The following is a 14,699-nucleotide window of genomic DNA, read 5'->3' as shown; positions in this document are numbered from 1 at the left end:
AAGTTTCACTTTATACTAAAACAAAAACATATCATCTAAGAAAAACATATGCTATACTATAGAATAATTACAACATAATAACTATTAAAATCAGATTCAACAGAAATGCTGCTATCCATTATGGATGGCAGCTTTCGTCGTTTTATAGGGGTTTCGATTTTGATTCTTTTTCTCAATAAGAATTCGGAAGGAGCGAGTATTAATGAACGCAGAAGTAAAAACATTACAAGCACAAAAAGATATTTCTCATCCCTCTTTATGGGATACATTAAAGAAACATTATGAACTTATATTTGCAATCGCATCTGGTATTTTTATTTTAGCTGGCTGGTTATTCACAAAAAATGATGCAATAATTGCAGGTATTACTTTCTATATCCTTGCTTATGTAATTGGAGGATTTGCAAAAGCGAAAGAAGGTATTGCAGACTCAATTGAAGAGAAAGAGCTAAATGTTGAAATGCTCATGATTTTTGCAGCTATCGGCGCCGCAGTTATAGGTTACTGGGCAGAAGGTGCTATTTTAATCTTCATCTTTGCATTAAGCGGAGCAATGGAATCTTATACATTAAGTAAAAGCCAAAAAGAAATTTCAGCGCTTCTTGACTTACAACCTGAAGAAGCATTACGTATTTCACACGGAACCGAGGAACGTATTCCAGTTGGACAATTACAAATTAACGATATTATTTTAATTAAGCCAGGTGAGCGTGTTCCTGCTGATGGCACAATTCATACTGGTGAAACAAATATTGATGAAGCTGCTATTACAGGAGAACCTATTCCGAATGAGAAAAAATTCGGTGATGAAGTATTTGCTGGCACTGTAAATTTACGTGGAGCTATTGAAGTTAAAATTACGAAGCCGAGCGATCAAACATTATTCCAAAAGATTATTCGTCTCGTTCAAAGTGCACAAAGCGAAAAATCACCATCACAACTATTCATCGAAAAATTTGAAGGAACATACGTAAAAGGTGTACTACTTGTTGTTGCGCTTATGATGTTCGTTCCTCATTTCTTACTTGATTGGAGTTGGAATGAAACGTTTTATCGCGCCATGATCTTACTTGTAGTCGCTTCTCCTTGCGCACTAGTTGCAGCCATTACACCGGCAACTTTATCAGCAATTTCAAACGGAGCGAGAAACGGTATTCTCTTTAAAGGTGGTATTCATTTAGAACGTCTAGCTTCAGTAAAGGCGATTGCCTTTGATAAAACAGGAACATTAACACAAGGAAAACCTACTGTAACAGATGTATATGTTCGAGAAGGCATAGCAGAAAGTGAAGTACTTTCTATCACAGCAGCGATTGAAAGTCACTCTACACATCCTTTAGCAGAAGCGATTGTTAAATATGCAAAACATGCTTACGACATTACGATAAAAAAACCAGAAAACGTTGAAGATGTAACTGGTTTTGGATTAAAAGGAATATTAGAAAACAAAGCTTATAAAATTGGTAAAGCTGATTTTATCGGGGAGGAAATAAAAACATTCCATAATGGCATTTCTGCTTCACTTGAAAAAGAGGGGAAAACTGTCGTTTATATTAGTGATGAGGATGGTATTCTTGGACTAATCGCTTTAAAAGATACCCTTCGCCAAGAAACGATAGCGGCTATTCGTGATTTGCAAAGCATTGGTGTCGAAGCAATCATGATTACTGGTGATAATGAAGAAACAGCAAAAGCAATTGCCAATGAAAGTAATATAAAAGAATATTACGCATCATGTTTACCGGAAACAAAAGTTGAAACGATAAAGCAGTTAAAAGAAAAGTATGGCATAGTCGCCATGGTTGGAGATGGTATAAACGATGCACCTGCCCTCGCTACTGCTAGTATTGGTGTTGCAATGGGTGAAGGAACAGACGTAGCATTAGAGACTGCAGACGTTGTTCTTATGAAAAACGAATTATCTCGTCTCTCTCAAGCAATCCGTTTATCAAAACGAATGAACCGTATTGTGAAGCAAAACGTTATCTTCTCTTTAGCTGTCATTGCAATGCTGATTTGTTCAAATTTTTTACAGTTTTTAGCTCTTCCCTTCGGTGTTATTGGACATGAAGGAAGTACCATCCTTGTCATTTTGAATGGTTTACGATTATTAAAAGGAAATAAATAACGGGTCCCTGATGAAGGACCCGTTTTTTTTAATGGTAGCTATTATGACCGTTCGCACTGCTGCTTGTTTTATGCTTTGGATGCGAACTGCTCTTTTGTTTATTGTTGCTTTTATTATTGTGGTTCTTTTTATTATTACTCATGAAATATCCCCCCTGTTCCCTTTTATTATGGAACAAGAGCTCATTTTTCATTACGGGAATTATTGTCACCTGTTCTATAATGATGGAGTAAACCATTAATTTCACCGCCAAGTAAAATTACCCACGCAGTTAAGTAAAACCATAACATTAAAATAATGATACCACCGAGACCACCATATGTATTAGCGTAATTTGCAAATTTATCTACATAATAGGCAAATGAGTACGATACCACAATCCACCCTACAGTAGCAAATAAAGCCCCCGATATGACTTCTCTTCGCTTTAATTTCCGATCAGGTGCAAACGTATATAAAAAGCTAAACAAAGCGACCAAAACGAAGAAACTCGCTACTAAACGTGCAATACTCCACACATAAGCAAAACTATCCGATAAACCAATTGCTTTAAACACTGCTGCACCAATTACTTGTCCGAATACTGGAACAATTAGCGCAAACACAATCATAAAAATAATAGCTAATGTAAACACAATTGATAAAGCTCTTGTTTTAATAAAGGAGCGTGTTTCTGTTACATCATAAGCACGGTTAAAAGCATTCATAATCGCATTTACTCCATTAGAAGCAAACCATAACATCGATAGTAAACCGAATGATAATAAACCACCATTTTGTTCGTTTACAACTTTATCTACGTTTACTTCAATTAAGTTCATCGCATCTTCTGGTACGTACGGTTCTAATAAATTGAGCACACTTTCTGTTTGAAGGTCAATAAAGCCAAGAAGCGTAATTAAGAAAACAAGCCCAGGAAAAATCGCAAGCAAGAAGAAATAAGCGAGCTGTGCTGCTAAGCCCGCTACATCATCGCGCATCGTCCGGTCATATAAATCTTTCCCAAACGAAAAAGTACGATGTCTTTTTGCTTTTTCTAGAAATTTTTTCATATGTTTTAGACGCTTTTCTTCTCTTCTTTATTTTGCTTTAGCTCAATGTATTCTTCAGTTTTTTTTTCCTCTGCATTTGAGTCCTTCATAAATAATTCACGCGCTTCTTTCATACCACCATCTTCAGCTACCACTGGCTCTTCTTCTGCTTTAAGCTCATCTACCTTTGGAGATACAGCTTGAATTTCAATCGTTTCCGGCTTTTCTACTGGAACAATTTTTTTCTTACTAAAAATTTCTTTCGTTTCTTTTAACGTTTCTACAACAGACGGCGTCAATTTTTTAATTTCTGCTACTTTCGCTTTCACTACATTGAAATCAGCAAGTTCGCGTCCTTTATCTGTAACAGTTTGCACTTTTTCTTTTATCTTCGCATTTTCACCAATTTCAATCATCTTTGTTTTTGCTTTTTCTGCCGTGTTTTTTACTTTTTCACGGTTTTCTTTCTTTAACATAGATACAGCTACACCTGCAGCTACACCAATCGCAATGTTTCGAGCAATATTATTTTTCTTTGCCATATTCCTTCACCCTTTCATTTCTTATATTAGAAAGTATTACTTTCTAAGCTTCCTCATATTCCTTGTTCATTTCGAATGAAAGCTAATAGCTTTACACACCCTTCTGTTACAAGGTCATACACTTCTTGGAAGTTCCCTGTAAAGTAAGGGTCAGGAACGTCTGTCCAGCCACCGTCTGGAACAAAATCGGACAGTCTACCAATATAGCCTCCAGTTTTATCAAAACTTTTTAAATCCGCTATATTCTTGTTGTCCATGGCAATAATATAATCAAACTTTGTTAAGTCTTCTTTTTCTACTTGCCGTGCTTTAATTCCTTCAAAAGAGACTTCATTTTCTTTTAAAATTTTTTGTGTTCCTTTATGTGGTGGATGACCAATATGCCAATCTCCAGTTCCTGCAGAATCAATGACAATTTTCTCTTCGAGTCCCTCTTTTACGACAAGATCTCGAAAAATTGCTTCTGCCATTGGAGAACGACAAATGTTCCCAAGACAAACAAACAATACCCGGACCATATTTTTGTTTCTTCCCTTCTTGGTGCATTTCTTACTATATACTTATATAGTATAAACAACCAATTATTAAATATAAAGGAAATCCCTACTAATTTAATAGGATTGAAAAGTTTCATTAACGAAAATGATAAAAAAATGTTAAGATAACCTTATGTTATTTTAAAGGGGGACACTTCGGTGGATTTATCCGTAAAATCAGAAGCAAACGTTGAATATATGGTAGAAGCTATTAAAGAAAAATTACGCATGGTTAATGCTGGAGCAATGAGAGCTGCTAGTTTTAACGCAGAAATGTACGAGGACTTACGTGACATTTATGAGCATGTTATGAAACGTGAAACATTCAGTATTAGTGAAATGCAAGCTATTACTGAGGAATTAGGTACATTAATTAAAAAATAACAAAGAGCCTCACGTATTCGAGGCTCTTTTAATTTCAACAAATTCATGACAACTCTTCTCTTTTCCTCATCACATTCTAAAATACTGTACAATGAAAGTAGAACCTCACCTTAGATTTTTTCTCCATACATACTACTTTAAAAAAATTGCCACACTACCATTGCTAACTGTTTTTACTGGGGGTGCTTACTTATGAGCAATTGGTACAGTAAGACGAAAAATCAAACATTAATCGACCTAGAAACAAATGAACAGCACGGTTTAACAGATGAAAACGTAAATGAACGTTTAAAACAGTATGGTCCAAACGAATTGACTTCAAAACAAAAACGTACTTTATGGCAGCGCGTTTTCGCCCAAATTAATGACGTCCTCGTATATGTCCTTATTATCGCTGCCCTTATTTCCGCCTTTGTAGGTGAATGGGCCGATGCAAGTATTATCGCGCTCGTTGTAGTTTTAAATGCTGTTATCGGTGTAATCCAAGAATCGAAAGCAGAACAGGCTTTAGAAGCATTGAAAAAGATGGCAACACCTAAAGCTATCGTAAAGCGAGATGGTGAACTTAAAGAGATTCCATCTGAGCACGTCGTTCCAGGTGATATCGTTATGCTTGATGCTGGGCGGTATATCCCCTGCGATTTACGACTTATCGAAACTGCGAATTTAAAAATTGAAGAATCTGCTCTAACTGGTGAATCTGTCCCTGTCGATAAAGATGCAGTCTACCGCCCTTCCATGCAAAGTGATGAGCAAGTACCATTAGGCGATCAAAAAAACATGGCCTTTATGTCGACGTTAGTAACATACGGACGTGGCGTCGGTGTTGCTGTCGAAACTGGAATGAAATCACAAATCGGAAAAATCGCAACTCTTTTGCATGAAGCTGAAGATGATATGACACCGCTTCAAAAAAGCTTAGCACAAGTAGGAAAATATTTAGGTTTTGTCGCTGTAGCTATTTGCGTTATTATGTTTCTCATCGGTTTTTTACAAGGAAGAGATACTTTGGAAATGTTTATGACCGCAATTAGTTTAGCTGTTGCAGCCATTCCAGAAGGCTTACCAGCTATCGTTTCCATCGTTCTTGCAATTGGTGTTCAGCGTATGATTAAACAAAACGTTATCATTCGTAAACTACCGGCTGTTGAGGCTCTCGGTTCTGTCACGATTATTTGTTCAGATAAAACAGGTACATTAACTCAAAATAAAATGACTGTTACTCACTTTTATAGTGATCGTGCATACGATCAGCTAGAAAATTTGAATGTAAATAATGCTGCACACCGTCTATTATTAGAAAATATGGTTTTATGCAACGATGCTTCTTACGGTGCCGACTCACAAACGGGGGATCCTACAGAAATTGCCCTTCTTGTTGCCGGAAGCTCTTTTAACATTCAAAAAGATTATTTAGAAAATAAACATGAACGTGTTAACGAATTGCCTTTCGATTCTGATCGTAAAATGATGTCAACTGTACATACGTACGATGAAGGCTACTATAGCATGACGAAAGGTGCTATTGATAAACTTTTACCTCACTGTACCCATATTTTTATAAATAATAAACTGGAGGTCCTAACAGATTCTGATAAAAATCAAATATTAGAAGCTGCGGGGTCAATGTCGCAAGAAGCCTTAAGAGTACTTTCATTCGCATATAAACGATACGATTCAAACGATGTGGATATTAATCACCTCGAAGAAAATCTCATCTTTATCGGTCTTGTCGGTATGATTGATCCACCACGCACAGAAGTAAAAGATTCAATTATAGAATGTAAAAAAGCTGGTATTCGCACAGTTATGATTACTGGTGATCATAAGGATACCGCCTTTGCAATTGCCAAAGAACTTGGTATTGCTGAAGAAAAATCTGAAATTATGATTGGAACTGAATTAGATAACATTTCAGATACAGAACTAGCAAGTAAAATTAATCACTTAAATGTCTTTGCGAGGGTTTCTCCAGAACATAAAGTGAAGATTGTAAAAGCATTACGTGATGAAGGAAATATCGTTTCCATGACTGGTGACGGTGTAAATGATGCTCCCTCTTTAAAACAAGCTGATGTTGGAGTAGCGATGGGAATTACAGGAACAGATGTCGCAAAAGGCGCAGCAGATGTAGTTTTAACAGATGATAACTTCTCATCTATTGTGAAAGCTGTTGAAGAAGGAAGAAATATTTATCGTAATATTAAAAAGTCTATTCTCTTCCTACTCTCTTGTAACTTCGGCGAAATTATAGCTCTCTTTTTAGCTATTTTACTCGGCTGGGCAACACCACTACGACCTATTCACATTTTGTGGGTAAATTTAATTACAGATACACTGCCTGCATTATCACTCGGTGTTGATCCTGAAGATCCAGATGTGATGAAGGACAAACCACGACATGCGAAAGAAAGCTTATTTAGCGGCAGCGTTCCTTTTCTTATTTTCAATGGGGTTGTAATTGGACTTCTTACTTTAACAGCCTTTATCGTCGGGGCAAAGCTCTATACAGGAGATACAAATTTATTTCCTCTCTTCCCAGATCAAATTGATGATGACGCTCTATTACACGCTCAAACGATGGCATTTGTCGTTCTTAGTTTTTCTCAACTCGTTCATTCATTTAACTTACGTTCAAGAACGAAATCAATTTTTTCAATTGGGATATTTACAAATAAATATTTAGTCTTCTCACTTCTAATCGGTGTTCTTATGCAAGTGTGTATCATCTCCATCCCACCTCTTGCCAATATATTTGGTGTGCATGCATTAACAATGCGAGATTGGGGATTTGTTCTCTTGTTAAGTATCATTCCGCTTGTTGTGAATGAAATCATTAAATTATTTAAGAGAAAATAAAGTGCAACTTTAATCAGTGGAGATTTTGTTCATCCCCACTAATTATTAGCACGCAAATAGCGAATAAAAGGCAATGAGGAATATTCCTCATTGCCTTTTTGTTTATCCTTGTAATTCTTTTTTTATGTTTTCTGTTAATGTAGCCATACGCTTACGACTTTCTTCACGCTCACGTTTATTTTGCTCTTCAATTTGTTGTGTTTCTTGCATACCTCTTGAAATAATGTTCCAAGTTTCCTCAAGTGTTTCCATCTTAATACTAGAAGAACCTGATATTCTCGCTACTTCCACACTTTGAGTTGCGATATTTTGTGCATTTTTCTTAAGTAATTCATTTGTACGGCGATCAAGTTCAGCCATAGAGTCCGCAACAAGTTTTTGACGTTTCGCATTTACCGCTTGAATGATACCATTTTTAAAGATAGGAATCGTTGTAATAAATGCTGTATTGATTTTACCGATTAATTTATTATTACCTCGTTGAATCATACGAATTTGTGGCGCTGTTAATAGAGCAACCATACGTGCTTTTTCTAAATCATCAATACGTTGTTCTAAAATTTCAACAGAGTTTTTAAGCGATTCTAATTCAATACCTGCTAACTGATCATTATTACGTATGCGTTCTTCGTACATCGGAACTAACTCTGTATTTAAACGCTCTAATAACATTTCCCCTGCTACTACGTATTTTTCTAAGTCTAAATAATACTTTAAGTTTTGCTCATATAAACCATCTAACGTACCAATTGATTTTTTCATTTCATCTTGATACTTCGTAATTTCTACGTATACTTTATCCATTTCGCGACCCATCGTCTGATACTTACTAAAGATTTGTTCAATCATTTTATCTGCTTTTTTGAACATACGTGAGAAGAAACCACTTTTCTCTTCCGCAAAGTCTTTACTATCAAATCTGTCCATAATTTTACCAAGCTGTTTTAATAATTCACCAGAGTCTTCTACTTTCGATAAAGACATTGTATGTAAAATTTGATCAGCGAAACGTGAAATCTCCATAGAAGGCTCTTTTCCAAGCTCGATTAATTCTAATTGGTCTTTAATGTCTACTGCATTATAAATACGTTGTACTTCAGCATCTTGTCTAAGTTGCAAGCGAACATCTTGTGCGGTTTGCTCATTCAATTCTGTTTTCGAATCTAGTACGACTGGGTTATTCATATGATATTCTCCCTTTCCTTATAAAAATGGACGAAATAGTCCTTTTATTGTTTGTGATAAATTTTTATAGGCTGATGAACCATGAAATTCAAGATCGAAATTAACTTCTTCAAGCCAATGTGAATCAAATGCTCCTGATTCAATATACGGTTCAATATCGTTTCTCCCCGTTGGATTAAAGTGGAATACATCTACTCCAATTTGATTTAAAAATAGTAATAACACAGCATCAGAACGACTTAATTCCCCGCTCTTCTCATTATTAAATATAACAATTTTCGGTACTTCTTGCGAATAATCAAATTTCTCAAGCTGCTCTAAAATATTCGGTGGTATTTGAGAGAGTTGTGCGAAAACATACAGTGCTACATCTTGTTTCTTCTCTTTCGCAATTGGTTTGCACATTTCACTTTCACACGTATGGATGATTGCTTCTGCAATACCATGTTGTAATCCTTCTGGTAAACGCTTATGTGGCCACCAATGGCTGTTCATAATTAAATCCGGATGTAACTTCCCTGTGCGGTCCAATGCATCTCGATAATGATATTGGAAATTCGCTTTTTGTTCTTTCGTAAACGGGAATGTATTAATTAAGAAACTGTTATCAAATGATGTAACAGCCTTTAATCGCTGGAAATATTCTTTATCATTCTTTGAAACACCTGATATTTTTGCAAATAAAGAAGGAATATAAATATGCTTATTTTCAACAAAGAATGTTGGACGTACAAATGCCTTTTCTTTCGTAATTAAAAAGAGTTCATCGTACGTTGTTTTGAGCGTACGGGCTACAGGTGTATACGAACGGAATTGCCACGGTTTGTATAATAATGAATTATCGTGGTGAAGTACTTGCTCGATTTCTTTTGAAGCTTGATAAGCTACTGTTGCAACGCGTTCACGACGCCGATCAGGAAATGGTTCCAATGAAATACGGCCCGAATGAGATACGACAAAGGTCTTTCCTTCCTCATCTACACTCTCAAATCCATCTTTTCCTTCTGGGTGATAATAAAGCACATCGCAGCCGAGCATAATAAGAAAGTATAAGAAATATATACGACTCTCCGTCGCATCACCGTACCAAACGATACGCGGCATTTGTTTCTTATAATTAATCGTAGAGAACCACTTCGCTACGTAATTTTCACTTAATTTAATCATATCGATTAAGAAACGCCGGAATCCTTCTGTTTTTAAAGATTGATTATGTTGTTTCTCATACAATTTCAATACAGAAATAAACGTCGTATGTATATAATGCTGTAAATCAGGATTGTCTACTTGCGGTAATAGTTGTTTTCCAGACAAATGTGCTACAAGCCTATTTACTGTAAGTCCATTCGGTGCTTCTTGATGTAATGCAAAAACTTCTTGAATATGGCGCAGTTTTTCGGGATCAATCACCTTATTTAAATTTTGTTCATGCAAAACCTCGATCCCTTTTGCTTCACTATAATCAAATAGCTCATTGAAATATTCATCTACATCATTAGGAACACCAAGAATGCGACTTGCTATATAACTAAATTTCATCTCATTCTCTGTCAGTTCATATTGTGGGCGTTTTTCTAAAAGCGCTTCAAATTGCTTTAAATCTGATTCATCTTTTAATGCACATGGTTGAAGTGTAAAACGTGAAAACACAACAGTTCACCTCCAAAAACATTTACGTTTTTTCTAAAGTCTCTCTTCTATTATAAACTATTTTTAGTTATAAAAAATGGGCGCTCGCATAACGAGCAAACCCATTTCAATTATTTATGTTCATTTTTAGTAGCTGCAACTTCTTCTCGTGCTTGTCCACTATTCTTCATGTAGTGAATTATAAATGTTATTCCAAACGCTACAACTAAAACAATAAAGAACACTGTATGACTTACTTCAATATGAATGACAGACAATAGCATTTTTGCTGCAATAATTAAAATTAAAATATATGCTGTCGTTTCAAGTTCTGGAATACGCTCTAACAATTTTAAGAATACGCCAGCGATACCGCGCATCATTAAAATACCGAGCATTCCACCTAATAGTAAAATCCAAACTTCATTCGATACACCAAATGCAGCAAGTACACTATCTACAGAGAATGCGATATCCATTAATTCAACCATCGCAACCGTTCCCCAGAAAACACCGAACATTCTGAAGAGAATACTATTTTGGTTCATACCATGGGCTTCCTCTTCTTCTGAAGTGCCTTTTCTTTTATCAATGAAATATTTAATTGACAGCCAAGCTAAGTAAAGCGCACCTAAAACTTTTACCCATGCCAATTTAATTAAGAACATTCCGATTCCAATTGCAATAAAACGGAATACATAAGCTCCAATCAGTCCATAGAATAATGCTTTTTTTCGTTTTTCTTCTGGAAGATGTTTTACCATTACCGCTAACACAAGTGCATTGTCAGCAGATAATAAACCTTCAAGTACAACAAGTGTACCTATTAACCCCCAAGATACTGGATCTTGTAACACTTTAATCCACATGTCCAAGTCGAAAAACTGAGCATACGTATCAAGGATTCCTTGCAAAATACTCATCTTACCTTTATCCCCTATTCTTTGCTAGATTTATAGAAAGGTCAAAAAAAGGAAACGAATGCCGTTTCCCTTCTTATGCATCCAAGCCATACGCTTTTACAAGCGCACCTAATCCACCTTGGAATCCGCTTCCTACTGCACTAAACTTCCACTGTCCATTATGACGATATAATTCACAAAAGACAACTGCTGTTTCAATGGAGAAATCTTCCCCTAAATCAAAACGAAGAACTTCTTCGTTTGTTTCTTCATTTGCTAAACGAACGAATGCATTTGCAACCTGTCCAAAGTTTTGATTACGGCCTTCTCCATCATAAATTGTAACTGTAATAGCAATTTTATGAACATCTGCTGGAACCTTTTTCAAATCGACAACAAGTTGCTCATCATCGCCGTCACCTGCACCTGTACGGTTATCTCCTGTATGTAAAACTGATTCACAAGGAGACTGTAAATTATTATAGAAAATAAAATCAGTTTCCTTCGTACATTTCCCGTTCGCATCTAATAAAAAGGCAGATGCATCTAAATCGAAATCAGATCCACCATCATAAGATTTAATATCCCATCCAAGACCAATTACTGCTCTTGATAAACCTGGGCTTGTTTTAGCTAAATCAATTTTCTGTCCTTTTTGCAATTGAATAACCATATATATTCACCTCTATATTTTAATTTCAAAAAATATATCCATCAGTAAATACGCGTTTCACTGATGGATATATAAATCTATTACTCTACATCTAAACCAAAGTTATTACATAGAGAACCTAATCCACCTTGGAATCCACTTCCGATTGCATTGAATTTCCATTCACCTGCGTGACGGTATAATTCGCTTACTACTACAGCTGTTTCAATAGAGAAATCTTCTCCTAAATCGTAACGAATTAATTCTGCATTCTTTTCTTCATCCAGAATGCGTACGAAAGAGTTAGAAACTTGTCCGAAGTTTTGGCTACGGCCTTCTCCATCATAAATTGTGATTGCGAAGCAAATACGTTCGATATGTGCAGGAACATTTTTTAAGTCTATTTTAATTGTTTCATCGTCGCCTTCACCTTCACCTGTACGGTTATCTCCTAAATGCTCTACAGCACCATTCGCACCTTTTGGATTATTATAGAAGACGAAATCCTCTGCTCCTGAAACTTTACCGTTAGCACCTACTAAGAAGATACTAACATCTAAATCGAAATCGTTTTGTCCGTCATAACGATTCGTATCCCAACCAAGTCCTACAAGAACTTTCGAAAGACCTGGATTTGTTTTTGTTAAGTCTACCTTTTGTCCTTTTTTCAATGAAATTGATGCCATATACGATTCCTCCTTGGTTTATTTTATTGGTAACGTGATACAATCTCACTTAAGTTTTTATCTTGTGTTCCTTCTCCAACTGCTGAAAACTTCCATTCGTTTCCGTCTCGATACATTTCCCCTGCAATTAAAGTCATTTTGCCAGCGTAATTATCTGACAAGTTATAACGTGCTAATTCTTCACCTGTTTGTGGGTTTTGAATACGAATATATGCATTGCGAATCATCCCAAAATCTTGACGACGATTTACACAGTCGTAAATATTTACAACGAATACTAAACGATTAATACGGCTCGGAACTTTATGTAATTCTACGAAAATTGTTTCGTCGTCACCAGCGCCTTCACCTGTTAAATTATCTCCTGAATGAATGATACTACCACAAGTAGAAAGTTTGTTGCCGAAGTAAACTAGATCATTTTTGTTTAAAAAACGATCCCCTTCTAACATAACAACAGATGCATCACAATCTACACTTGGTTTACTTCCAAATAAAGAAGACAGAAACCCACCTGATTGCCCAATTGGATCCCAGCCTAAGCCAACCTGCAGTTTCGCTACTCTCGGTTGTCCTTTCGTTAAATCAATCTTTTGTCCTTTTTCTAAAATAATAGGCATGAAGTTTCTTCCTTTCTACAAAGCATTTTCCAAATCGGAAAACATTGTATTCTCCTCTTATATTGTAGCATTATTTATCTAATGAGAAAAAGGATAAATTCTCAATTATATGAAAACAGATACTATATTTATTTATACTGATGTAATAAGTGGTAAATAGAACCAATCATTCCTGCACAATTGCCGCTTTGTGCAAGTTTAATCTCACAATTACTATAAATCTCTTGATTTAAGTATGTTCCTATCTCTTTCTTCACTTCATTTAAGAAATCATCTCCTCTTTCAGTAATTCCCCCACCAATAATAATTATTTTCGGATTAAAAATATAAGCAAGATTACTAATTCCAATCACCAAATGTTTAAAGAAAATCTTCACGGCTTGAGTAACACCGCTATCACCCTTATCATATAATTCGAAAATTGTTTTACCATCCCACTCCTTTTCACCTTTATATCTTCGTACAAGATGAATTAATCCCGAAATTGAGGCAACCTCCTCAAAAGTATTCCCTTCTATTAACATGTTCCCCCATTCCCCAGCGCCAAACGAATGTCCACGGTATAACTCCCCATTTATAACAATTGCTCCACCAATGCCCGTTCCAAGCGTAAGCATAATGAAATCGCTTTCTCCCCTCCCTGTACCTTTCCATTTCTCGCCTAAGGCTGCACAATTAACATCATTTTCAATAGATACAGGAACTTTTAATGCTTCTTGTAATCTCTCAACAATAGAAATATTAGCATAACGCGGAATATGATCCACACCTCCCGTTATTACTCCTTTATCAATATCAACAATTCCCGCTGTACTAATACCAATTCCGGAAATAGTATGTTCAGTCATTAACTTTTTTGATAAATATATAAGCTTTTGAACAATTTGTTCCCCGCCCAAGTGAATTTCTGTTGGGACCTTTTTATGCATTAGTACTACCCCTATTTCTGAAACAATTCCATATTTAATTTGCGTACCACCAATATCAAATGCAATATATTCTTTCATCCGTTGCCACTTCCTCTACTGTTATGAGTATAAATTCTCCATCACTCTACTATTTGCAAAAAATTTACATTAACTCTTTTCTCCCTTTAGAAATACACCACCTTTTTCTATATATAGTTTTTTTTGCATAAAACTCTTTTTCCTATGAAATATTACGAAGGTGTGTATTTTAGATGGAACAATAATTTTTTCTTCAGGAGGAAAACAATGACAAAAATCTTCATTTTAGCATCAACACTTTCTTTATCCTTTTTTAGCGGCTTAAATATTGGTAGTGCTGCAACTGAAAACTTCAATCCAATAACAAACGCTATTGTACAAAACAGTGATCATTTAGCAGAAGGAAACTCAAAAGATAATAATAAACCTCCAGGAAGCAACGGTTCTCAGGACGATAGTGGTTCTGGCGGCAATGGCTCTGGTGGCAACGGTTCTGGCGGTAGCGGTTCTGGCGGTAGCGGCTCTGATGGTGGTGGCTCTGGTGGCAACGGTTCTGGCGGTAGCGGCTCTGATGGCAGTGGTTCTGGTGGCAACGGTT

Annotated in this window: 13 protein-coding genes and 1 pseudogene; 4 read left to right on the top strand and 10 right to left on the bottom strand. The window is 35.9% G+C overall.

Annotation, left to right across the window (positions count from 1 at the left end; all coding sequences use genetic code 11):
* Window positions 1-202: 202 nt before the first annotated feature.
* Window positions 203-2,128 carry a heavy metal translocating P-type ATPase gene (locus V7038_RS09060; RefSeq protein WP_199661225.1) on the top strand — a complete coding sequence of 642 codons (1,926 nt, stop codon included), beginning with the start codon at window positions 203-205 and terminating at the stop codon, window positions 2,126-2,128.
* A gap of 182 nt (window positions 2,129-2,310) precedes the next feature.
* Here the strand turns inward: V7038_RS09060 and V7038_RS09055 are convergent, their stop codons facing one another.
* The 3 genes from V7038_RS09055 to V7038_RS09045 are packed head-to-tail and all read right to left on the bottom strand — an operon-like array spanning window position 2,311 to window position 4,219.
* The gene (locus V7038_RS09055; protein WP_070138694.1) at window positions 2,311-3,180 is read right to left on the bottom strand and encodes a YihY/virulence factor BrkB family protein; all 870 of its coding nucleotides are present in this window, start codon (window positions 3,178-3,180) and stop codon (window positions 2,311-2,313) included.
* Between the two features lie 5 nt (window positions 3,181-3,185).
* Window positions 3,186-3,701, bottom strand: a complete 516-nt coding sequence (locus V7038_RS09050) for a DUF4075 domain-containing protein (RefSeq protein WP_002201882.1) — start codon at window positions 3,699-3,701, stop codon at window positions 3,186-3,188.
* A gap of 53 nt (window positions 3,702-3,754) precedes the next feature.
* Window positions 3,755-4,219 (bottom strand): low molecular weight protein-tyrosine-phosphatase, encoded by a 465-nt coding sequence (locus V7038_RS09045; RefSeq protein ID WP_002159414.1) that lies wholly within the window; start codon window positions 4,217-4,219, stop codon window positions 3,755-3,757.
* 177 nt (window positions 4,220-4,396) lie between these two features.
* Between V7038_RS09045 and V7038_RS09040 the strand changes: the two genes are divergently transcribed.
* Window positions 4,397-4,621 carry a DUF1128 domain-containing protein gene (locus V7038_RS09040; RefSeq protein WP_002113714.1) on the top strand — a complete coding sequence of 75 codons (225 nt, stop codon included), beginning with the start codon at window positions 4,397-4,399 and terminating at the stop codon, window positions 4,619-4,621.
* Window positions 4,622-4,813: 192 nt separating this feature from the next.
* Entirely contained in the window at window positions 4,814-7,480 is a 2,667-nt protein-coding gene (locus tag V7038_RS09035; protein ID WP_335469890.1) for a cation-translocating P-type ATPase, read from the top strand.
* Window positions 7,481-7,582: 102 nt separating this feature from the next.
* Here the strand turns inward: V7038_RS09035 and V7038_RS09030 are convergent, their stop codons facing one another.
* From V7038_RS09030 to V7038_RS09000, 7 genes are all read right to left on the bottom strand, one after another.
* Window positions 7,583-8,665, bottom strand: coding sequence for a toxic anion resistance protein (locus V7038_RS09030; RefSeq protein ID WP_002113709.1), 1,083 nt, complete (start codon window positions 8,663-8,665; stop codon window positions 7,583-7,585).
* A gap of 18 nt (window positions 8,666-8,683) precedes the next feature.
* Window positions 8,684-10,315 (bottom strand): YceG family protein, encoded by a 1,632-nt coding sequence (locus tag V7038_RS09025; protein WP_070127868.1) that lies wholly within the window; start codon window positions 10,313-10,315, stop codon window positions 8,684-8,686.
* Between the two features lie 110 nt (window positions 10,316-10,425).
* Entirely contained in the window at window positions 10,426-11,217 is a 792-nt protein-coding gene (locus V7038_RS09020; protein WP_002113704.1) for a TerC family protein, read from the bottom strand.
* A 73-nt stretch (window positions 11,218-11,290) separates the two neighbouring features.
* Window positions 11,291-11,869: a TerD family protein gene (locus V7038_RS09015; protein WP_002091197.1), complete on the bottom strand. Its 579-nt coding sequence runs from the start codon at window positions 11,867-11,869 to the stop codon at window positions 11,291-11,293.
* An 80-nt stretch (window positions 11,870-11,949) separates the two neighbouring features.
* The gene (locus V7038_RS09010) at window positions 11,950-12,534 is read right to left on the bottom strand and encodes a TerD family protein (RefSeq protein ID WP_002113699.1); all 585 of its coding nucleotides are present in this window, start codon (window positions 12,532-12,534) and stop codon (window positions 11,950-11,952) included.
* 23 nt (window positions 12,535-12,557) lie between these two features.
* A complete protein-coding gene (locus V7038_RS09005) occupies window positions 12,558-13,154 on the bottom strand; it encodes a TerD family protein (RefSeq protein ID WP_002029589.1) in 597 nt (198 codons plus the stop codon).
* Window positions 13,155-13,282: 128 nt separating this feature from the next.
* Window positions 13,283-14,161 carry an ROK family protein gene (locus tag V7038_RS09000; RefSeq protein ID WP_335469884.1) on the bottom strand — a complete coding sequence of 293 codons (879 nt, stop codon included), beginning with the start codon at window positions 14,159-14,161 and terminating at the stop codon, window positions 13,283-13,285.
* 207 nt (window positions 14,162-14,368) lie between these two features.
* Here V7038_RS09000 and V7038_RS08995 point away from each other — a divergent pair.
* Window positions 14,369-14,699, top strand: a pseudogene (locus tag V7038_RS08995) (cell wall anchor protein); the annotation flags it as partial.

The organism is Bacillus sp. JJ783 (genome assembly GCF_036963225.1).
In the GTDB taxonomy this organism is placed as follows: domain Bacteria; phylum Bacillota; class Bacilli; order Bacillales; family Bacillaceae_G; genus Bacillus_A; species Bacillus_A cereus_U.
The sequence above is the reverse complement of the archived record's forward strand: the minus strand, read 5'-3'. Positions and strand labels throughout refer to the sequence as shown.

Excerpts from the sequence above, each read along its gene's own strand:
- V7038_RS09015 (WP_002091197.1), bottom strand. The coding sequence starts at position 11,869 with ATGGTTATTCAATTGCAAAAAGGACAGAAAATTGATTTAGCTAAAACA.
- V7038_RS09020 (WP_002113704.1), bottom strand. The coding sequence starts at position 11,217 with ATGAGTATTTTGCAAGGAATCCTTGATACGTATGCTCAGTTTTTCGAC.
- V7038_RS09055 (WP_070138694.1), bottom strand. The coding sequence starts at position 3,180 with ATGAAAAAATTTCTAGAAAAAGCAAAAAGACATCGTACTTTTTCGTTT.
- V7038_RS09045 (WP_002159414.1), bottom strand. The coding sequence starts at position 4,219 with ATGGTCCGGGTATTGTTTGTTTGTCTTGGGAACATTTGTCGTTCTCCA.
- V7038_RS09000 (WP_335469884.1), bottom strand. The coding sequence starts at position 14,161 with ATGAAAGAATATATTGCATTTGATATTGGTGGTACGCAAATTAAATAT.
- V7038_RS09060 (WP_199661225.1), top strand. The coding sequence starts at position 203 with ATGAACGCAGAAGTAAAAACATTACAAGCACAAAAAGATATTTCTCAT.
- V7038_RS09010 (WP_002113699.1), bottom strand. The coding sequence starts at position 12,534 with ATGGCATCAATTTCATTGAAAAAAGGACAAAAGGTAGACTTAACAAAA.
- V7038_RS09030 (WP_002113709.1), bottom strand. The coding sequence starts at position 8,665 with ATGAATAACCCAGTCGTACTAGATTCGAAAACAGAATTGAATGAGCAA.
- V7038_RS09035 (WP_335469890.1), top strand. The coding sequence starts at position 4,814 with ATGAGCAATTGGTACAGTAAGACGAAAAATCAAACATTAATCGACCTA.
- V7038_RS09050 (WP_002201882.1), bottom strand. The coding sequence starts at position 3,701 with ATGGCAAAGAAAAATAATATTGCTCGAAACATTGCGATTGGTGTAGCT.
- V7038_RS09005 (WP_002029589.1), bottom strand. The coding sequence starts at position 13,154 with ATGCCTATTATTTTAGAAAAAGGACAAAAGATTGATTTAACGAAAGGA.